This is a genomic window from Yoonia sp. JB2-21 (genome assembly GCF_055693545.1).
In genome coordinates this window covers 604744-624154 of record NZ_JBVFUC010000001.1, presented here as the reverse complement: position 1 = coordinate 624154, position 19411 = coordinate 604744, and the positions used below count along the sequence as shown (strand labels likewise).

Genomic DNA, 19411 nt, shown 5'->3' with positions numbered 1-19411 from the left:
TAGGATGGGCCAAGTGTAGGTTAACGAACCTAGGCAGATCATGCCTCATTTAGTTAAATATAGACAGCTACAGGCGGATCGCAGCAATCAGCCTGCCATAATCCGCCTGCCTTTTGTGAACCGAGCGACGATAGCTGTAGAATCGTTTTGGATCCGCGTAGGTACAATGATGGGTCCATGACGCGCTTTCGATCCCGCTGTGCCTAAGCTGTGCGAGACCAAAGGCTGGTAGGTCAAATTGAAAGCGATCACCGTTGCCATGGATGAAGAAGCGGTCAAACTCCGGGCTGGCAGTCAGGAACGTCTCTCGAAAGTCGGGGCCCACTTCATAGTTCGCCTGGCTGATGCAGGGGCCGATGACCGCTGCAATGTTGCTGCGATGCGCGCCCAGTCTTTCCATCTCTTGGATAGTGGTTTCAAGAACACCATGCAGCGCGCCCTTCCACCCTGCGTGGGCGGCACCGATCACGCGCGCCTTTTTGTCGGCAAACAGGACAGGCTGACAGTCAGCGGTCAGTATCGCCAGCGCGACACCCTGGGTCGCGGTGACAAGCCCGTCAGCTTTCGGTGCTGGGTTGATCGGTGCCGTCATTGCTACCACGTCCGCAGAGTGTACTTGGTGAACTCCTGCGAGATTGCCAACGTCGAGACCCAAAACATTCGCCACGCGCGCTCGGTTAATTGTCACGATCTCATGCTGGTCCGAACTGCCGTAGCCACAATTCAACCCTTCGAAAACACCAGACGACGCACCGCCCAATCGTGTAAAAAACCCATGGGGCGTCCCGTCCAAAAGCGGGTCGGTAATAATGTCGAGTGTCATGGCTCTAGTCCTGGTGGCGGTCCGGCAGAGGACGGATAGATACTGATCACTTTGAAAAGGTCACCCATTTCGGCCGGGTGGGTCAAGCGCCGATGTGCAGCGATATGCGATGATAGTGCAGTGCCTGACAGCCCACTTGCAAGCGTCTGTGCGCGCTGCGTGATACCAAGCCGTTCAAGGAACACCCCTTGTGTACTTAAACGAGAGTAACGCGCAGGGGCGGCATTGCGCGCGATTGCGGCAAAGTCCACATGCGCCGTCAGATCGGCATCGCCCGGCGTCGCCAAAGGGTCCACGGGGCTTTGTGTCTTCAGCGCTTGAAATGTATCACCTAATGATTGCCAATCGCCATAGTCAACGATCAAGGCTGCGCCGCCATACTCTTCGATCTTACCGCCAATAGTTGACGTGATCGACCTCAATGCCGGACAATACTCTATCAGATCGCTATCTTTCGTATCGTCTAAGCGATGTTGCAAAAAGCCAATTGGCGCTGATGCAGATAGTCCCAAACTAAGCTGACCTTCCGTAATACCAACCATTTTTTCACGCCAAAGGTCCCCGTCGCGAACAAATTGCCGGATCGGCAGCGCGTCAAAAAACTCGTTTGCGATGAGGAATAGGGGGGCGTCGGGAAGAGTGTCTACGGTGTCGTGCCAGATCGCGTCTGGCAGCGCTTTTGCTTGTGCCGCGCGAAGCGTCGGTGAACTCTCGACCAGATGTACCGTCAGGGCGTGATGAAAGCCAGGTATGGATCCGGTGGCGCGCAAGGCATCAGCCATCAACGTGCCGCGTCCCGGACCAAGCTCTGCCAGCGTGAAAGGTGCGGGCTGCCCTTGATCCAGCCACGCCTGTGCCAGTGACAGACCGATAAGCTCTCCAAACATCTGGCTGATTTCCGGGGCTGTCGTGAAATCGCCCGCGGCACCAAAGGGATCACGTGTCGCATAATAGCCATGCTGCGGATGCATCAGGCAATCGGCCATATAGTCAGCCAGGCTGATCGGGCCGGTCCGGGCGATCCGGGCAATCAGAAGATCACCCAAGGCCGTCATCTGCGCGCGGCCATGATGACGACGGTCAAGCCGACAAGGATCATCGGCAAGGTCAGGGTTTGGCCCATGGTCAACCCGTACCCGTTCACGTGGAAAGCCAGCCCCAGTTCATTGCCCACGCTGACGAATTGGGCGTCGGGCTGGCGGACGAATTCGACCAGAAAACGCGCAATGCCGTAGCCCATGAAGAAAACACCCGACAAGAGCCACGATTTCTTCAAGCCGCCAAAGCGGAAGGCCAGCAGGATCAGTATGGTGCCGAGCAGCAGCCCCTCCAACCCCGCTTCATAAAGTTGCGAGGGGTGGCGCACGCAAGGCTCTAGCGCCGTCGCACAGGTTTGGGCGGCTTGGCCCGGAAAGATCACGCCCCATGGGACATCGGTTTGTCGTCCCCAAAGCTCTGCGTTGATGAAATTCGCGATGCGCACCAGCAGCACGGCAGGGGTGGCGGCAACGGCGATGATATCGGCCAGATCGGGCAGGGGCACTTTGTGACGGCGGCTGAAGAGATACACAGCGACGACGACGCCTAAGAACCCACCATGAAAGGACAGCCCGCCTTCCCAGATTTTGAAGATATCGAGAGGGGCGGCCAGAAAGTCAGCCGGTTTGTAGACAAAGACATAACCCAGACGCCCGCCACCGATGACACCGACGACGATATAGGTCAGCAGGTCTTCTAACTGGCTGACCTTCATCGGCGGGCCGTTGCGCCACAGCGCAGGGCGGTTCAACGCCAGTTTGATCAATTGCCAGCCAATCGCGATCCCCACGATATAGGCCATCGCATACCAGCGCAGCGCAATCTCGCGCCCCGCAACGGTGAACGAGAAAATCTCGGGCGAGATATCGGGAAAGGGGATAGCACCAAACATGGCGCTATTCCTTGTCTGCGGGTGCGGCAAAGTCAACCGGATGGTTTGGGTTGTGGGGCAGGGCGACAGACCCCATATATGGTCAAAGCTGAACTGGAGAAAGCTATGCAAGGCAACAACAAGATTTTCGACGACCTGAGCCAATTGATGACCAACGCAATGGGCGTGGCACAAGGCGCGAAGGACGAGGCGAACACCGCGATGAAATCTATGATGGACCGCTGGCTGGCTGACCGTGATTTCGTGACGCGCGAAGAGTTCGATGCGGTACGGGCGATGGCGCAGAAAGCCCGCGAAGAGAATGAAGCGCTGGCGGCAAGATTGGCGGCGCTGGAAGGCAAGAAGAAGTAGGTCAGGGTTTGCCCTGATACGGATAAGAAAGCGGCGGGGCAGCCCCCGCATTGGGGACGTTCTTCACGAAATTCATGTGATCACATCAATTTCCAACAAAGCTTATGCCACTCACGGGGAAAACCACCCGCTTCATCCCCTAGACGCTACGCCTTTGTTCTGTGACTGTCCTCCCAACGACACGTCAAACAAGGAGAATGACGATGGGACTAGGTGATATGATCGGCAAAGTGACAGGCATGATGGGTGGCGGCGCTGGCGGCGACTTTGATTTTGGCGCAAAGATGGAAGAACTGGGGATCAACCCCTCCATGCTGGAAAACCTCGATGTTGAGGGCGTGAAGGCGATGATCGAAGAAAAAGGGTTTGATCTGTCGATGCTGGATGGCCTTGGGATCGATCTGGACGAGATGATCGCGAAGTTTAAGGGCGAGGCATAGGTCTAGGGGGCGGGGGAAACTCCGCCCAACTGTCTCTTAAGAAAAACAGCAGTCCTTTGACATCTCCAAATTCGCGGAGCCATTTCAGCGATGTTTTGCACATGTCTGCTTAGAGCCCACTAAGCCAAGTGCTGCTCTAATCGCGAATGGCGGCTACGCGCAGATTGTGTTGAAAAACTCTGCTTGTTTGGCGAGCTGATCGCTGATTCAATTTCGGTATTCATACTGGAGGTTGATTGCGATGATGGGACCGAAGCAGGAAGCGCAGGCGGCCTTGTTCTATGAGTTCTCGCTTGAAGATCACGTCCCGCAAGATCACCTGCTGCGTGCGATTGATCGGTTCGTTGACCTCAGCAGCATTCGCGCCCATCTGACGGATTTCTACAGCCACACAGGCCGCCCATCGATTGATCCGGAATTGATGATCCGCATGCTGCTGGTTGGATACTGCTTTGGCATCCGGTCCGAGCGTCGGCTCTGCGAAGAGGTGCATCTGAACCTCGCATATCGCTGGTTCTGCAAACTCGATCTGTCAGATCTCGATCCCCGATCATTCAACCTTCTCCAAGAACCGGCATGGACGGTTCCGTGACTGCGATCTGTTCCGCCATCTATTTGAGACGGTCGTGGAGCGCTGCATGGCTGAGGGTTTGGTTGGCGGCGAGACCTTTGCGATAGATGCCAGCATCATCCAGGCCGATGCCAACAAGCAATACTCAGCGTCAAAGGCGGAATGGGAGGCCGCGCAGATCGACCCGGCGGTCGTTCCGCGAGCCGTGCGGGAATATCTTGAGACATTGGATGACGCCGCATTTGGTGCCGCAAGCGATACGACACCAAAGTTCACATCCTTCTCTGATCCCGCCAGCCAGTGGACAGGTGCGTTGAAAGGACCAGCATTCTTTGCCTATTCGACCAATTATCTGATCGATACTGACCATGCGATCATTCTGGATGTCGAGGCGACCCGCGCCATCCGTCCGGCTGAGGTTGGGGCAACCCAAACAATGCTGACCCGCACGCGAGACAGGTTCGATCTTTTTCCAGACCGGCTGGCAGCGGACACCGCCTATGGTTCAGGCAACATGCTGGGTTGGCTGGTCGATCAAGACATTGAACCGCACGTTCCAGTGATCGACAAATCAGATCGCAAAGACGGGACATTCACTAATCTCGAGTTCCGCTACGATCCAGCCACAGACGAATACACCTGCCCTGGTGGCAAACCCCTCAAGAAGTACTGGCGTAAGATGCGCACCCCGCGCACCGGCGTTAGTAAGGATGGCATCAAACGGTACTACGCCAGCAAGACACACTGCTCCACCTGCGCCCTCAAAGAACGCTGCACGCCCAACAAAGATGCCCGCATTGTCTCACGGCATGTCCATGAGGCGGCGCGTGACAAGGCACGCGAGATCGCCAAGACAGACGCATATGCCGAAGCCAGCAGACGACGAAAGAAGGTCGAAATGCTCTTCGCCCATCTCAAGAAGATCATGCGGCTCGACCGCCTGCGTCTGCGCGGACCAAACGGTGCGAAAGACGAATTCCTCCTCGCCGCAACCGCCCAAAACCTCCGCAAACTCGCCAAACTGCGCCCAATGCGCCCCGCGATGACATAAGATCGACGCCAGCCACAATAAACACTCACATCATCGCGCTTCTCAAACCGAGTTTTTCAACACAATCGGCTGGAACCGTTCATTGCTAATCGTGCACCGAACGGCAGCAAAGTCCCGCACAGCAGACCCCCTAAAACTCCCCCAAATACGCCACCAAAATATCCAGCGCCGCCTGCAAATCATCCGTTGCGATCATCTCGGTCACCGTGTGGATATACCGTGTCCCTACCGTGATCCCGACCGCCCGCGCGCCTGCGGCCGCTTGTTGTGCGGCCGCCCCGTCTTGTCCGCCGGACGCAAGCATTGTGCGCTGGTAGGGGATCTTGTGCTTGATGGCGAGCGCTTCGATATCCTGCACCAGCCCTTTGTCTGCGATGAAGGACGCATCGCGGACGTGCAGGCCAAAGCCTTTGCCTTGTGTCGTTGTCACATCCTTGCCCGGTATTCCCGGCGTGTCACACGACAGGGTCACGTCGATGCCCAGCCCGATATCAGGTTGGATCGCGAAGGAGGATGTGCGCGCCCCGCGCAAGCCGACCTCTTCTTGCGTCGTAAAGGCCACGTGGATTTCCGCCCCGCGCCCTTTCTTGCCCAAGGCCCGGATCGCCTCGATCCCCAGCCAGCAGGCGATGCGGTTGTCCAGCGCTTTGGACACAAACTTGTCCCCCATCTCAAGGAAGGGTTCGTCCATCACCACGTAGTCGCCGACCTTGACCACATCATGCGCGGCCTTGCCCATGCCAAGGTCGATGAAAAACTCACCCACCTCAGGGATTTTCTTGCGGTCCTCGGGGGAGGAAATATGCACCGGTTTGCCGCCGGGGTTCATCACCCCTTTGAAATCGCCGTCATCCGTGCAGACCAAGACACGACGGGAAAACAGGTTGCGGGGGTCAAAGCCACCTACCGGCAGGACGTAGAGAAAGCCGTTCTTGTCGATATGGCTGACCAAAAAACCGATCTCATCCATATGACAGAGCAGCATGACTTTGGGCGCGTCTTTGCCCGTGGCATTCCGTTTGCAAAGCAGCGATCCCATCGGATCAGTCTCAATGGTATCGAACAGGCCCGAAATCTCTGACTTGATCAGATCGCGCACGCGCTCTTCGTGACCGGGCACACCGGGGGTTTCGCAAAGACGTTTGAGAAGGTCAGTATTCATATCGGGTGCTCCTTTGTTGGGCACAGATTGCGCTGCGGTGCGGCGGAACGCAATTATCCACATGAATTTTCCGCCAAGCGGCGATTATCCCCAAGAAATTGCTTTACAGATGCGTCCCGATTGGGCCACGATATCTAGTAGGGAACAAAGGTGAACAACACCGCCCCTAGAGCAGGCACCTAGCGCTTGGGCACTGCCATGACCCATGCGCCAACGCAGTGAGGCCGAGCATATGGCATTGTCCGAACATTACCTTGAGGCTGATGATCTTCACCCGATTGATCTCGTGGAACATATCGCAGAACATCATGCGTGGGAATTTGATCGCATCCACGATGATCAGATCGCAATGGCTGTTGAGGGCCAGTGGCGCACCTATTCCATCACCCTTGCCTGGTCCGCTTACGATGAGACGTTGCGCCTGATTTGTACGTTTGACATGGAGCCGCCCGCAGCGCGGATGTCGGCCCTTTATGAGACGCTGAACGTGATCAATGACCGCTGCTGGGCAGGGGCATTCACGTGGTGGGATGAACAACAGCTGATGGTTTATCGCTATGGGCTGATGTTGACCGGTGATCAGGTCGCGGGGCCAGATCAGATTGATACAATGATCGGCGCCGCCGTTGCGGCCTGCGAGCAGTATTATCCAGCTATTCAACTGGTCACATGGGCCGACCGTACCGCCGAAGAGGCGGTTCAGGTCGCGATTGGTGGAGCGTACGGGCGGGCCTAACGGCCACCCGATACCCTTTGTCCGTTCACCTGTTCAGGCACTACGCACAAAGCGCCCTAGACATATTGCGTCAATGACAGAATGTTTCCGCTGGGGTCGTTGAACCACGCGATTTTATGGCCATCAGGGCTTGTCCAGATGCCGAGATCATCTTGTGGAAGATGATTAAACAAAAGAAGTTGAACATTTTTGGCGATTAGTCGCTCTGCCTCGGTCTGGATGTCTGTAACCTGCCAACCGTGCGCAGTATGTGGCGCTGGGACAAACTCTGGAACGACCTGCACGCGCAGGGTCTGTTCGCCATCGGCGAATACCAATGCAAACGACGACTCCTCGATAAGTTGGAGCCCTATGACGTCCGTGAAAAAGACGCGCACCTTGTCGGGTGCATCTGTGGCAATGAACGAAATGGGTCGCCGGGAATTCTTCATTCCACCACGATATCCGATATGTTTCGATTTTGCAGCATGGGCCCGTGCATTGCCTGTATACTATGTCTGTTGTGGTGGATTTCCGGCTCGCTAATGACGACCTCTGTGACCGAGCAGGCATTTTAAGCAGTTGCGCCTTTGCGTGCATTTATTGCTATAGAGCGTGTTATGTCTGTTGCGCGGCTTAACCTTCCCTTTGCTTCTCGTTTTCGCGGCTCCCTCGCGATAACGGTGGCCGTGGTTTTTGTGGCTTGCGCCGTCTTTGGTTATCTGGCGTTGAATTCCTACTTTGTGGCGAATGCCGCGAAGCGGACACCGCAGCAGGCCCAGTTCTTTGCGTCTTCGATTGATGATGCGCTGACGCGGCTGCGGCATTTGCCCTTTGTCATCGCAAGTGAGCAAATCACGCTCGATGCCTTGCGATCTGGTGACGCAACTTTGCTTAATCCCCGGCTTGCAGATATTGCAAACAGGTCGGGCGCTGAATTTGTTTATCTGCTCGATATTAACGGACAGACGATTGCCTCATCAAACTATAAGGCGGCCGATAGCCTCGTCGGGAACTATTATACCTTTCGCCCCTACTTCCTCGAAGCGTTGAACGGGGATGAGGGACTGTTCTATGCTGTGGGCGTGACAACCGGGCGGCCGGGTTATTTCATATCGCAACCTGTCAGTAGTGCCGATGGGACAATTCATGGCGTCGTCGCCGTCAAGATCGGATTTGCGGAGCTAAGCCGGGCGCTTTCTGACAGCGGCGCATTGGTGTTAGTGTCGGATCGCCAAGGCGTGGTGATCACAAGTTCCGATGCCGCATTGATTTATGGACATTTGTCACCTCTGTCCGCTTTTGATCGCCGTTCTTTGGAGGAACAACAGCAATTTGGTGATCAAACCCTTTTTCCGCTCGACTGGACGCCGCAATCCGCCAATCGGGCTGTCTTGAATGGCACGCAATATATTTGGACCCAAGCGGACCTCGAAAACGAAGACTGGACGCTTCATTTGTTGTCGGATGTTGGTGATATACGCCGACAAGCCATCCTGTACGTCGCCATAGGCGCCTTGGCAGGCCTCACCTTGATCGTTGCAGCAGCGATTTACCGGGCGTCGCAGTTGCGGCGGGCGCTTGCCGTTTCAAACGCAGATCGGAGCAGGCTCACGGCTGAGATTGACGAACGAAAACGCGCCGAGCAACGTCTGGACGCCGCGCGGGCCGCACTCGCACAAAAGAACCAGCTTGAAACACTCGGGCGACTGTCAGTTTCGATTACGCACGAGTTGGGACAACCGATTTCAGCAATGCGCAACTATCTGGTTGCTGATGAAATCGCGACCGGGGCAAAACCGGGGGAGGGGCGGCCCGAACTGACCGGGTTGGTTGATCGGATGCAGCGGCTTTTGGATCAATTGCGGTCGTTCGGGCGACAGGGTACGACACCGCCCCAAGTTCGTTTTGTGGTGCAGGATGCTCTCAAATCAGCGCTGGCATTGGTGAGGCATTCTGCGGACGAAGACCACATCCAGATCGAGGTGAAGCTACCAACGGTCGCATTGGAGCTTGGCGGCGATGTGGATCGGTTTGAGCAGGTGATCGTCAATCTGCTGCGCAATGCGATTGACGCCTGCGCGGAGGTCGGAAATGAGCGTGTTATGCTTGTTCTTTCCGAGACCGACGACGCGGTAACGGTCTCGGTGACGGACAACGGGCCGGGAGTGGGCGATCTGGATATCAGCCAGTTGCGTGAGCCGTTTTTCAGCACGAAAGCGTCCGGCAAAGGTATGGGTCTTGGCCTTGCGATTTCAGGACAAATTGTCGAAGAAATGGGCGGCAGCCTGACGGCACATAACGGTGCCGACGGCGGCGCGTGTTTCACACTGACCTTCCCAAAGCGAGGTACTTAAGATGGCTGACAGTTTCGCGGCAATGGTCATCGATGACGATCGCGAGATGCGCCAATCACTGTGCGTTTTGCTAGAACGCGCCGGATGGCGCGTCGAGGCATTTTCTAGCGGTGCGGCTGCAATGGCCCAGCTGGAAACCTGTGCGCCCGACGTTGTGTTGTCGGACGTCAAAATGCCGGGCATGTCGGGGTTGGACGTGTTGGATGCCTTGATCGGGAAGGGCGGACCGCCGCTTGTTTTGATTTCAGCGCATGGTGATATCCCGATGGCCGTCGATGCGATTCAGGTAGGAGCATATTCATTTCTTGAAAAACCGTTTGAGCCACGTCGCCTACTGACCGTGATGCGCCATGCCGCCGAGCAATACCGCCTTGCAGATACGGCGCGGCGTATGCGTGAACAACTTGTATCGCTTTCGGGGCTGGATCGGGTGCTCTTGGGCAAAGACCCCCGTGTGGCGGAACTGAAGAGCCAAGTCGTAGATTTGTCAGGCACTGATGGGACCGTTCTTATTCGCGGTGAAACGGGCACAGGCAAAGAACTGATTGCGCGGGCGATCCACCGACTTGGCCCACGTAGCGACGCAGATTTCGTGGCGATCAATTGTGCCACCTTGGCGCCCGAACGGGTGGAAGAACAGATTTTTGGCAGGATCGATGGCCGGCTTGGCAGTTTTCGCAAGGCAGATGGTGGCACATTGTTTCTGGATGAAGTGGGGGCTTGCTCTGTCGATGTGCAGGCCAAACTCTTGCGTGTTCTGGAGACAGGGACGGTTCAGCCATTGGACAGCGACGCCGAGATTGCCACGAATGTTAGACTGGTCGCAGCGACGAATGAGGATCTTGAGGCCCGGGTCGGTAGTGGGGATTTTCGGCGCGATTTTCTATTTAGGCTGAATACGTTTGAGCTGTCATTGCCGCGGCTGGCCGAGCGTGGTGACGACATCGTACTGTTGTTTGAGCACTTTCTACGCCAGCTGTCCGAGACCTATGAGGTCACCCCACCACCACTGCTGCCTGAAGATGTTGCAGCGCTTTTGGCCCATGATTGGCCAGGCAATGTGCGCGAGTTGCGTCATGTTGCGGAACGGCGCGTACTCGCTGCGCGGCGGGGTTCGGGATCTGTCGCGACCGCCCTGCGTATGGATGAGATGCAAGATGACGTCCCCGCGACCTTGCGAGAGGCCGTCGCTTCGTTTGAGAGGACGCTGATCGCACAAGCGATCAAAAGTCATGCAGGGCGCATGGATGCCGTGGCCGAGGCATTGGGGATCGGTCGTCGCACGCTGAACGAAAAAATTGTCAAACTGGGTTTGGATAAATCTGAACTGATTGGCTAAGGCCTGCGGATTTCCGCAGAGATGTTTTTCAGAACCTGCGGATTACCACATATCGCCGGTAGTATGGGTAATTTAACCTTTTGTTCACGTGCCGTTTCGGCTCGAACATTGGGAGGATACCATGAAATTGACGAACGCAGCTGCTTTGGCAGCATGCCTGGCACTGGGTGCTACATCGGTTACCTATGCGCAGGATGAAGGCGTGAATTACGTGCTTGCGACTGCATCCACTGGCGGAACTTACTACCCGGTTGGTGTCGCATTGGCGACGTTGGCCAAAGTGAAACTTGAGCCAAAGCAAAAGATTGGCATGTCGGCAATCAGCTCTGCCGGTTCTGGTGAAAATGTCCGTCTGCTGCGCGAAGGCGAAGCACAGTTTGGGATCATGCAAGGGCTTTTCGGCTACTATGCCGCGAGTGGCACCGGACCCCTCGAAGAGTCCGGGCCGCAAGAGAACCTACGCTCTGTGACGATGCTTTGGCAGAACGTCGAACATTTCGTTGTAGCCTCTGATGTTGCCGAAACTGGCACGATGTCTGACTTGGCCGCTTTGACCGGCGAAGCCATGGCGATGGGCCGTCAGAACTCAGGAACGATCGGATCAAACGCAACAATCCTGTCCGGCTTTGGTGTCGACATTGAAACAGACTATGAACTGGTCTTTGGCGGATACGGCCCCTCTGCCGAAGCGTTGCAAAACGGTCAGGTCAAAGGTGCGGGGATCCCAGCAGGCGTGCCTGTTGGTGCAGTCAGCCAATTGATGGCTGCCGCAGGGGACAACGTGACACTGCTGAGCTTTACCGAAGAGCAGATGGCGCAGGCAGATGGTGGACGTGGCTTGTGGACGCCTTTCACCATTCCGGCTGGCACTTACCCTGGTCAGGAAGCGGATGTGCAAACCATTGCACAACCGAACTTTCTGGCGACAACTGCGGATCTGCCCGAAGAACACGTCTATCAGTTGACCAAGACGATCTATGAGAACCTGCCATTCCTGCAGGCAATCCATCCGGCGACCAAGGTCATGGCTGTCGAAAATGCGATTGCGGGTTTGCCACTTCCGCTGCACCCCGGCGCGCAGAGGTACTACGAAGAGGTTGGGATCGAAATTCCTGACCGTTTGATCGCGCAGTAGCGCCCTCCCTGTCGGTCCGCACCGTTTGGGTGTGGACCGATGCACTTTCTGAGGTGACCTATGGCAGACGCCCCCACGCCTGATGATACCGGTGCGCGACGTACTTTCTCGGACACGCCAAACGCGATCTTGGGCATTTTGTGCTTTTTGATTGCCGTCGGCCACATTTACGTGGCTTTTGACCCCGTGATTTCGGAGCTTCAACGGAACGCGTTTCACTTTGCAGGCTTTGCAGCACTTGCCGCCATTCTGTTCCCTATGTGGCGGGGGGCGCCAGTGGCACTTGATTTTGTCATTGGGATCAGCGTTGCCACAGCTGCCGTTTGGCTGACGTTCGCTGAAAATGCCATCTATGACCGTGGCGTCAAACTCGCGCTTCCCGACTGGATCGCGGCAGTGATCTGTGTATTTGGCGCGATTGAGCTTACCCGGCGCCTTGCTGGCTGGATCATTCCGGCGCTGATCATTCTTGCGCTCAGCTATGTTGCATTTTGGGGCAAATATATTGGCGGTGTCTTTGCATTTCCCGGCCTGTCGTTAGAGACAGTCGCTTTTCGATCCATCTATGGGGATGATGCCATGTTTGGCACGATCGCCCGGATTTCATCGACTTACGTCTTTCTGTTTATCATTTTTGGTGCATTTCTGTTGCGGTCTGGCGCTGGCGAATTCGTCATCAACATGGCCCGCGCGGTGGCCGGGCGCATGGTGGGTGGCCCGGGCATTGTTGCTGTCATTGCATCTGGTTTGACCGGAACTATTTCGGGATCAGCGGTGGCCAATACTGCTTCAACTGGTGTTATTACCATTCCATTGATGAAACGCGCAGGCTTTGCCCCAAAATTCGCGGGAGGGGTGGAAGCCGCCGCATCCACAGGCGGGCAGCTGATGCCGCCCATTATGGGTGCAGGTGCTTTTGTCATGGCCAGCTTTACACAGATTCCCTACGAAACAATCGTGGCGGTCGCGGCGTTGCCGGCCTTGCTCTACTTCTTGTCGGTCGCCTTTTTCGTGCGGATTGAGGCACGCCGTCACAACCTTCCACCCATGCCCGATGAAGGGCAGACGCTGACATCTGCTTTCAAGGAGGGCGGCGCAAGCTTTTGCGTGCCGATCGGCACGTTGATCGGCATGTTGGTTGCAGGTTTCACGCCCACCTACGCAGCGGTTTTTGGGATACTTGCCGTCATCGGATCCAGTTGGCTGACCAAGAATCCAATGGGACCACGGGCAATCTACGAAGCCTTCGTCATGGGCACCAAAAGCATGGTTCTGACGGCTGTCTTGCTGTGCTCGGTCGGGTTGATCGTTAACGTGATTGCGACAGCTGGTGTCGGTAACACCTTCAGCTTGATGATTGCGGGCTGGGCCGGTGGAAACATCTTGATCGCTGTCGCTCTGATCGCAATCGCGAGCCTTGTCTTGGGAATGGGGTTGCCAGTGACGGCGGCCTACATCGTTTTGGCGACGCTTTCGGCACCTGCGCTGTCGGGTATGATTGCTGATCAGTTTGTGATCGAGCAGCTTGCTTCTGGGGGCATTTCTGAGGCGGCACGCGCGGTGTTGCTTTTGGGTGTGCCTGAACAGGCCGAGTTGCTGAGCCGTGAAGTGACTTACGCTGAAGCGACTGCGCTAGTACGAAACCTGCCACTGGAAATCGCAGCACCTTTGCGCGATCTGGTGGTACCGCAAAACGTCGCAATGGCGGCGCTGTTGTCGGCCCATATGATCATTTTCTGGCTGTCACAGGACAGCAATGTGACCCCACCCGTCGCCTTGGCCGCCTTTACCGCCGCAGCCATCGCAAAAGCGCCGGCGATGGCGACAGGTGTGACCAGCTGGAAGCTGGCCAAGGGCCTTTATATTGTCCCGCTGCTTTTCGCTTACACGCCATTGCTTTCGGGCGATTGGCCCGCAATGTTGCGCGTTTTTGCTTTTGCTGTAATCGGGATTTACGCCATTTCTGCTGCGCTTCAGGGTTGTATGGAAAAACCCTTTGGTATTTTCATGCGGCTGCTTTGCCTGTTGGCGGGCATAGCCTGCCTTTGGCCGACAAGCCTGATCATCAACGGTTTTGGTGCCGCCGCTGTTGTCGGACTATTGGTCTGGAATGTGCAGCAAGGTAAAAAAACCGTGCGTAATGCCAACTTTCGACAGCACGCCTCAGAGTAGACAAAGAGCCGCCTCAATTTCACCCGTTATTGGGTATTGTTGCTTCCTCAGAACAACGTATTTGGGACCCGCATATAGATGCTGGCGCCCAGTTTCAGAAGGAAAATGATATGTGGATGAGAACTGTCCAAAAGCGCGGATTTGATATGCAAAACAGCTTGGCCAAAAGCATGTTTGCCACTTTGGCCATTTGCGCGGCAACCGTCGCCAACGCGCAAGAGGTGACCCTGAAATCCGATGATGGCGCCATCAATATGACCGGAGAACTGATGGCCGTCGAAGGTACTGCCTACGTTCTGTCGTCGCCCTATGGTCCTTTGCGCATCGACCGCGACTTTGTGGAGTGTTTTGGCGACGCATGTCCTGTCCTTGAAGTGTCTGAGGGGACCGCCGTTGTCTGGAACGTCTCGCTTTGGGGCAAGCGCCGTGCCTTCACTGAGCACGTTGAGCGGTTGGCAGAGTTGGTGTCTGAAAAAACGGATGGCCAGTTTACACTCGCTCTCTCGTATGGCGGCCTTTCAGATAGCCGCGAGAACCTCGATGGCATCGCCGCCGGCGACTTTGAGATGGCTCAGTTCTGCGCCGGTTATCACCCCGATAAGAACCCATCCATCACTGTACTGGAGTTGCCTTTCCTCGGTGTCAGCTCTCTTGAACAAGAGATAGACTTGTCCATGGCCGTCTATAGCCACCCTGCTACGATGGAGGACATGGCACGCTGGAATGCGACGCTGCTGATGCCGTCACCTTTGCCGCAGTACAACATTATTGGAACAGGCTTTCCGCCGATCGCACTTGACGATTTTGTTGGCATGCCGATCCGCGCGACTGGTGGTATCGGCAAAGCCGTCGAGTCGCTTGGCGCTGACCTGGTTTCCATACCAGCGACTGGCGTTTTGGATGCGATGATTGCAGGCGATGTCCGCGCCGTGAGTTTCGCGCCACATGCGCATATGTCATTCGGGACAATTGATGGCGCTACCTGGTGGACAACAAACCTCAACCCCGGGACCGTGAATTGCCCTGTCGTCATTAATACGCCGGCGTTCGATCAGCTTCCTGAGTCCTACCGAGTTGCGTTGACTTCATCTGTTGACGAGGCGCTCGATCACTATGTGTCGCACTATAATGGTGCAACCATGGAGGCATGGGGGCCTGCGCTTCAGGAACGCGGCATCATCGAATTGACCATCAACAACGAGATATTGGCCTCGATCGACAACGCTGTTGCGGCACCTGCAGCTTCGTCATGGATCGCCGAGAATTCTGAGCGTGGTTTGCCAGCGGAAGAGCTTTATGAGCTGGTCACGGGTATGATCGATCAAAGCAACTGACCCATCCGAGGGCCACTGCCATCTAATTCGCATCTTCCAACCCACGACGCCTTTGGCTAACCTCTTGCGACGTATCCAAGAGGTTAGCCATGAATATGAATGATGTCGCGGCGCGCGGTTTGGTGTTGTTGGGCTGTGGCAAGATGGGCTCTGCTATGCTGGAAGGCTGGCTGCGCACGGGCCTTCCTGCAACGTCTGTTTGGGTCATTGACCCCAAACCTTCGGAGTGGCTTTTGGCACAGGGGGTGCAGATTGGCGGCGACCTTCCAGCCAACCCTGCAATTGTACTGATCGCAGTGAAACCGCAGATGATGGCGGACGCGCTGCCGGTCATGCAGGGTTTTGGAAATGGAGATACGCTGTTTATCTCTATTGCAGCCGGCACCTCGATTGCGACCTTTGAGACAACGCTGGGTGAAAAGACACCGATCATCCGCGCAATGCCGAACACGCCCGCCGCCATTGGGCGGGGCATTACTGCGTTGATTGGTAATGCGCACACGAAACCTGACGACGTGGATCTGGCAGAGGCATTGCTTTTGGCGATTGGGGAAGTTGTTCGCCTCGACAGCGAAGCCCAGATGGATGCCGTGACAGCGGTTTCGGGATCAGGCCCAGCTTATGTGTTTCTTTTAATTGAGGCGTTGGCAGCAGCCGGCGAGGCCGAGGGCCTCTCGGCTGGTCTTGCTTTGCAGCTTGCCAAAGCAACCGTTGGTGGTGCGGGGACATTGGCAGAGGATGCGGATGACGCGCCTGCACAGTTGCGTGTGAATGTTACCTCACCAAACGGTACCACCCAAGCAGCGCTGGAGGTCCTGATGGACAATGACGCCGGTTTCCCTGCGTTGCTGCGCCGCGCGGTGGCGGCTGCGGCTTCCCGATCACGCGAGTTGGCCAATGAGTGAGATCGCATTTGATGACTTTGTGAAGGTCGATGTGCGCGTCGGCACGGTTCTGCGAGCTGAACCCTATCCTGAGGCGCGTAAGCCCGCGATCAAACTGTGGATCGACTTCGGCGAAGAGATTGGCGAGAAAAAAACCTCGGCCCAGATTACCGCGCACTATACCCCGGAAACGCTTGTCGGGCGGCAGGTTATGGCGGTTGTAAACTTTCCGCCGCGCCAGATCGGCAAATTCATGTCCGAGGTGCTAGTCCTTGGCATGCCGGACGAAAACGGAGAGGTTATTCTTGTTGGCCCCGACCGGGATGTGCCGATTGGAGGGCGCCTGCATTGAAAAAGCTTCTGATTACGCGGCTCTTGCCGGACGCAAACCTTACTGCGGCGCGGGCGCGTTATGATGTGACTGTACGCGATGCTGATGACGGTATGACGATGGCTGAGGCAGCCGCTGCGTTACGTGACTTTGATGCGATCTTGCCGACTTTGGGTGACCAGTTTTCGGCGCAGGCTTTTAACGGTGATCTGCGTTGTGGTGTACTTGCAAACTTTGGTGTGGGCTACAATCACATTGATGTTGGGGCTGCGGCAAAAGCGGGCATCGCGGTGTCAAACACGCCGGATGTTGTAACCGATGCAACCGCAGATATCGGTATGACGTTGATCTTGTCCACCTGTCGCCGGGCAGGGGAAGGCGAGCGCTTAGTGCGCGCCGACAAATGGGACGGCTGGGCCCCGACACAGATGTTGGGGACGCATGTCACAGGCAAGACCGTTGGCATTGTTGGAATGGGGCGCATCGGCCAAGCCGTCGCGCGCCGTTGTCATTTTGGCTTTGGAATGCGGGTGAAATATTTCAATCGCTCCCCAAAGGCCGTCGATTTTCCGGCCGAGCAGGTCGCAACCTTAGCGGATCTGATGCGCGCTTGTGACGTCATCGTTGTCACGGTTCCAGGCGGTGGCGGGAATACGCATCTGATTGATGCTGCCGCACTTGCAGCCATGAAGGCAACCGGGATCTTTGTAAATATCGCCCGTGGTGATGTCGTGGACGAAGACGCGCTGATTGCGGCTTTGCAAACGGGGCAGATTGCGGGTGCGGGTCTGGACGTTTTTGCCAAAGAACCCACCGTTCCGGACGCTTTGCGTGCAATGGAAAATGTCGTGTTGCTGCCACATCTTGGCACGGCCGCCCTCGAAATTCGCGAAGCGATGGGCCAAATGGCGCTCGATAACATCTTTGCGTGGGACGACGGCCGTCCTTTGCCGCAGGCCGTGTGAAAGGCTGGCGATTTCTTGCGCGCGACTTTCAGCAGCAAGAACCAAACGCTCAGAATGATCGGATTTGATGTAGCCTCTGATGTCAAAGGAGTAGGCAAATGATTACGATCAATTTCATCAATCCGGTGTCCGCTGTGCGTCGCGATGTCTTTGAAGCGGCGGCGCGACGGTGGGACGGCGTTATGAATACGGGCTTTGACCCGATCGATATCGACGGTGACACACTCACCGGTTTGATGATTGACGCGAGTATCACACCCATAGATGGCGATGCTGGTGTGCTGGGTCAGGCAGGGCCGACCGTGTTGCGCCAAGACACCGGATTGCCCGCGAAAGGCATCATGCAGTTTGATGATGCCGATATTGCGCGGCTTGAGGCCGAAGGCAGTTTTGCCGATGTGATTTTGCATGAAATGGCGCATGTGCTTGGATTCGGAACTCTTTGGGTCATGGCCGATCTGGTCAACGGTTCTGGCACAAATGATCCGCGTTTTACCGGGCGTGCTACTGCCCGCGAATTTGCAGCGCTTGCGCCTGATGATGGCCCGTTCGTCCCGCTTGCGAATACCGGTGGCGTCGGCACACGCGAAGGTCATTGGCGCGAGCTGGTTTTCGGGGATGAGTTATTGACAGGTTTCCTGTCTGGCACGAACAGGCCTCTGAGCCGGATGTCCATCGCGTCATTCGAGGATCTGGGCTATGCCGTAGATTATGCTGTCGCTGATCCGTATGCCCTGCCAACATTTCGCGATTTGGCATTGATGGGCATCACAGAGGCGGTGCGAATTTGTGATCTTTGCCGCGTTGATCGACCCGTACCTCGCGTAGCACCGTGCTAGGGACTTTACGTCGCAATTAATCGGTCTGGTCGGTTGTTGCCTGACATCCTATACCGGCATCAATATGCCACGTTTGCTTTCCCTTCCTGCGCGCCTGAGTGTTGTTATTGCGATCTTATTCGCGATGACGGGATCGGGGTTCGCCCATCGCGTTGCTCCGCAGCAGATTGATGAAACCCTGCGCGCCTATGTCGACGCAGGCGGCACGCTTAGTGATCTTTGTGGTGATTTTGAATTTGGAGCCAGCACGCACACTTGTGATGCATGCCGCGTGGTTGATGGCACCACTCTTCTGTCTGCCCATTCGGATGATGGTTTGGTCCTTGCTTTTGATCAGCGTGATTCATCCTGCACGCCCTTATTGACCGCTTTGCCGCTGACGCTGGAACGGTCACACCGGGTCCGCGCGCCACCCTTCGTTTGACTAATCAGAACTCTGCCTATCAAACGCGCGGCCACATTTGGTCGCAAATATTGGAGACCCCCAATGAAACTTTTGTCTATTGCAGCTACAGCGGCTGTATGTGTTTTTGCGACCGGCGCGACAGCACATGAATATAAGATCGGTGACCTTGTCGTTGATCATCCGATGACCTTTGAAACGGCAGCCACTGCGATGTCAGGTGGTGGTTACCTCACGATTACAAACAACGGCGCCGAGATGGAGCGCCTTATCGCGGTTGAGGCGGACTTTCCCCGTGTCATGCTGCACACCACCGAGATGAAAGACGATGTTGCGCGCATGATGCATGTTGATGCAGTGGAAATTCCGGCCGGAGAAACGGTGTCACTAGCCCCCGGAGGTCTTCACGTGATGTTCATGGGGCTGGATGGGGACCCCTTTGAGGCCGGAGAGAGCTTTCCGGCAACGCTTGTCTTCGAAAAGGCAGGATCGCTTGATGTGATCTTTAATGTCGAAGAACGCGGGGCAGAAGATGCCATGGAAATGGATCACAGCACGCATGAGATGAGCAACTAGCGTTGTTCCGGGGCAGAGCGCAATTCCCGCGCT

At 56.1% G+C, this 19411-nt stretch carries 19 protein-coding genes and 1 pseudogene; 15 read left to right on the top strand and 5 right to left on the bottom strand.

The features are described from left to right. Positions 1-67: 67 nt before the first annotated feature. Genes pgeF through lgt form a run of 3 tightly spaced genes read right to left on the bottom strand, consistent with a single transcriptional unit; the run spans position 68 to position 2753 of the window. Positions 68-823: a peptidoglycan editing factor PgeF gene (gene pgeF / locus ACZ1G5_RS03130; RefSeq protein ID WP_472731465.1), complete on the bottom strand. Its 756-nt coding sequence runs from the start codon at positions 821-823 to the stop codon at positions 68-70. Next, positions 820-1878, bottom strand: a complete 1059-nt coding sequence (locus ACZ1G5_RS03125) for a class I SAM-dependent methyltransferase (RefSeq protein ID WP_472731464.1) — start codon at positions 1876-1878, stop codon at positions 820-822. Before ACZ1G5_RS03125 ends, pgeF begins: the two co-directional genes overlap by 4 nt. Then, on the bottom strand, positions 1875-2753 hold the full coding sequence (gene lgt / locus ACZ1G5_RS03120) for a prolipoprotein diacylglyceryl transferase (protein ID WP_472731463.1): 879 nt from the start codon (positions 2751-2753) through the stop codon (positions 1875-1877). Before lgt ends, ACZ1G5_RS03125 begins: the two co-directional genes overlap by 4 nt. A gap of 105 nt (positions 2754-2858) precedes the next feature. On the opposite strand from lgt, the gene ACZ1G5_RS03115 reads away from it, so the two are divergent. From ACZ1G5_RS03115 to ACZ1G5_RS03105, 3 genes and pseudogenes are all read left to right on the top strand, one after another. Continuing rightward, positions 2859-3104, top strand: a complete 246-nt coding sequence (locus tag ACZ1G5_RS03115; protein WP_472731462.1) for an accessory factor UbiK family protein — start codon at positions 2859-2861, stop codon at positions 3102-3104. A gap of 203 nt (positions 3105-3307) precedes the next feature. Continuing rightward, positions 3308-3544: a hypothetical protein gene (locus ACZ1G5_RS03110; RefSeq protein WP_472731461.1), complete on the top strand. Its 237-nt coding sequence runs from the start codon at positions 3308-3310 to the stop codon at positions 3542-3544. A 241-nt stretch (positions 3545-3785) separates the two neighbouring features. Beyond that, positions 3786-5166, top strand: a pseudogene (locus tag ACZ1G5_RS03105) (IS1182 family transposase). Between the two features lie 130 nt (positions 5167-5296). Here the strand turns inward: ACZ1G5_RS03105 and ACZ1G5_RS03100 are convergent. Continuing rightward, positions 5297-6328 (bottom strand): M42 family metallopeptidase, encoded by a 1032-nt coding sequence (locus ACZ1G5_RS03100; protein WP_472731460.1) that lies wholly within the window; start codon positions 6326-6328, stop codon positions 5297-5299. Between the two features lie 232 nt (positions 6329-6560). On the opposite strand from ACZ1G5_RS03100, the gene ACZ1G5_RS03095 reads away from it, so the two are divergent. After that, positions 6561-7064 carry a type III secretion system chaperone family protein gene (locus tag ACZ1G5_RS03095; RefSeq protein ID WP_472734263.1) on the top strand — a complete coding sequence of 168 codons (504 nt, stop codon included), beginning with the start codon at positions 6561-6563 and terminating at the stop codon, positions 7062-7064. A gap of 56 nt (positions 7065-7120) precedes the next feature. Here ACZ1G5_RS03095 and ACZ1G5_RS03090 read toward each other — a convergent pair whose 3' ends face one another. Further along, complete coding sequence (locus tag ACZ1G5_RS03090; RefSeq protein ID WP_472731459.1) at positions 7121-7495, bottom strand: VOC family protein; 375 nt, start codon at positions 7493-7495, stop codon at positions 7121-7123. 231 nt (positions 7496-7726) lie between these two features. On the opposite strand from ACZ1G5_RS03090, the gene ACZ1G5_RS03085 reads away from it, so the two are divergent. From ACZ1G5_RS03085 to ACZ1G5_RS03035, 11 genes are all read left to right on the top strand, one after another. Then, entirely contained in the window at positions 7727-9400 is a 1674-nt protein-coding gene (locus ACZ1G5_RS03085; protein WP_472731458.1) for a sensor histidine kinase, read from the top strand. A gap of 1 nt (position 9401) precedes the next feature. Beyond that, complete coding sequence (locus ACZ1G5_RS03080) at positions 9402-10739, top strand: sigma-54-dependent transcriptional regulator (RefSeq protein ID WP_472731457.1); 1338 nt, start codon at positions 9402-9404, stop codon at positions 10737-10739. A gap of 121 nt (positions 10740-10860) precedes the next feature. After that, the gene (locus ACZ1G5_RS03075) at positions 10861-11874 is read left to right on the top strand and encodes a TAXI family TRAP transporter solute-binding subunit (RefSeq protein WP_472731456.1); all 1014 of its coding nucleotides are present in this window, start codon (positions 10861-10863) and stop codon (positions 11872-11874) included. Between the two features lie 60 nt (positions 11875-11934). Beyond that, on the top strand, positions 11935-14046 hold the full coding sequence (locus ACZ1G5_RS03070; protein ID WP_472731455.1) for a TRAP transporter permease: 2112 nt from the start codon (positions 11935-11937) through the stop codon (positions 14044-14046). 110 nt (positions 14047-14156) lie between these two features. Continuing rightward, the gene (locus ACZ1G5_RS03065) at positions 14157-15380 is read left to right on the top strand and encodes a type 2 periplasmic-binding domain-containing protein (protein WP_472731454.1); all 1224 of its coding nucleotides are present in this window, start codon (positions 14157-14159) and stop codon (positions 15378-15380) included. An 89-nt stretch (positions 15381-15469) separates the two neighbouring features. Then, on the top strand, positions 15470-16285 hold the full coding sequence (gene proC / locus ACZ1G5_RS03060; protein ID WP_472731453.1) for a pyrroline-5-carboxylate reductase: 816 nt from the start codon (positions 15470-15472) through the stop codon (positions 16283-16285). Next, positions 16278-16616 carry a tRNA-binding protein gene (locus ACZ1G5_RS03055; protein ID WP_472731452.1) on the top strand — a complete coding sequence of 113 codons (339 nt, stop codon included), beginning with the start codon at positions 16278-16280 and terminating at the stop codon, positions 16614-16616. The genes proC and ACZ1G5_RS03055 overlap by 8 nt, the downstream gene beginning before the upstream one ends. Beyond that, on the top strand, positions 16613-17560 hold the full coding sequence (locus tag ACZ1G5_RS03050) for a 2-hydroxyacid dehydrogenase (RefSeq protein WP_472731451.1): 948 nt from the start codon (positions 16613-16615) through the stop codon (positions 17558-17560). The genes ACZ1G5_RS03055 and ACZ1G5_RS03050 overlap by 4 nt, the downstream gene beginning before the upstream one ends. 98 nt (positions 17561-17658) lie before the next feature. Further along, positions 17659-18399, top strand: a complete 741-nt coding sequence (locus tag ACZ1G5_RS03045; protein ID WP_472731450.1) for a leishmanolysin-related zinc metalloendopeptidase — start codon at positions 17659-17661, stop codon at positions 18397-18399. A gap of 64 nt (positions 18400-18463) precedes the next feature. Continuing rightward, positions 18464-18823: a hypothetical protein gene (locus tag ACZ1G5_RS03040; RefSeq protein WP_472731449.1), complete on the top strand. Its 360-nt coding sequence runs from the start codon at positions 18464-18466 to the stop codon at positions 18821-18823. Positions 18824-18886: 63 nt separating this feature from the next. After that, complete coding sequence (locus ACZ1G5_RS03035) at positions 18887-19378, top strand: copper chaperone PCu(A)C (protein ID WP_472731448.1); 492 nt, start codon at positions 18887-18889, stop codon at positions 19376-19378. The last annotated feature ends 33 nt before the right edge of the window (positions 19379-19411 follow it).

Coding starts and splice junctions, on each gene's coding strand:
- pgeF (WP_472731465.1), bottom strand. CDS start 823: ATGACACTCGACATTATTACCGACCCGCTTTTGGACGGGACGCCCCAT.
- ACZ1G5_RS03125 (WP_472731464.1), bottom strand. CDS start 1,878: ATGACGGCCTTGGGTGATCTTCTGATTGCCCGGATCGCCCGGACCGGC.
- lgt (WP_472731463.1), bottom strand. CDS start 2,753: ATGTTTGGTGCTATCCCCTTTCCCGATATCTCGCCCGAGATTTTCTCG.
- ACZ1G5_RS03115 (WP_472731462.1), top strand. CDS start 2,859: ATGCAAGGCAACAACAAGATTTTCGACGACCTGAGCCAATTGATGACC.
- ACZ1G5_RS03110 (WP_472731461.1), top strand. CDS start 3,308: ATGGGACTAGGTGATATGATCGGCAAAGTGACAGGCATGATGGGTGGC.
- ACZ1G5_RS03100 (WP_472731460.1), bottom strand. CDS start 6,328: ATGAATACTGACCTTCTCAAACGTCTTTGCGAAACCCCCGGTGTGCCC.
- ACZ1G5_RS03095 (WP_472734263.1), top strand. CDS start 6,561: ATGGCATTGTCCGAACATTACCTTGAGGCTGATGATCTTCACCCGATT.
- ACZ1G5_RS03090 (WP_472731459.1), bottom strand. CDS start 7,495: ATGAAGAATTCCCGGCGACCCATTTCGTTCATTGCCACAGATGCACCC.
- ACZ1G5_RS03080 (WP_472731457.1), top strand. CDS start 9,402: ATGGCTGACAGTTTCGCGGCAATGGTCATCGATGACGATCGCGAGATG.
- ACZ1G5_RS03075 (WP_472731456.1), top strand. CDS start 10,861: ATGAAATTGACGAACGCAGCTGCTTTGGCAGCATGCCTGGCACTGGGT.
- ACZ1G5_RS03070 (WP_472731455.1), top strand. CDS start 11,935: ATGGCAGACGCCCCCACGCCTGATGATACCGGTGCGCGACGTACTTTC.
- ACZ1G5_RS03065 (WP_472731454.1), top strand. CDS start 14,157: ATGTGGATGAGAACTGTCCAAAAGCGCGGATTTGATATGCAAAACAGC.
- proC (WP_472731453.1), top strand. CDS start 15,470: ATGAATATGAATGATGTCGCGGCGCGCGGTTTGGTGTTGTTGGGCTGT.
- ACZ1G5_RS03055 (WP_472731452.1), top strand. CDS start 16,278: ATGAGTGAGATCGCATTTGATGACTTTGTGAAGGTCGATGTGCGCGTC.
- ACZ1G5_RS03045 (WP_472731450.1), top strand. CDS start 17,659: ATGATTACGATCAATTTCATCAATCCGGTGTCCGCTGTGCGTCGCGAT.
- ACZ1G5_RS03040 (WP_472731449.1), top strand. CDS start 18,464: ATGCCACGTTTGCTTTCCCTTCCTGCGCGCCTGAGTGTTGTTATTGCG.
- ACZ1G5_RS03035 (WP_472731448.1), top strand. CDS start 18,887: ATGAAACTTTTGTCTATTGCAGCTACAGCGGCTGTATGTGTTTTTGCG.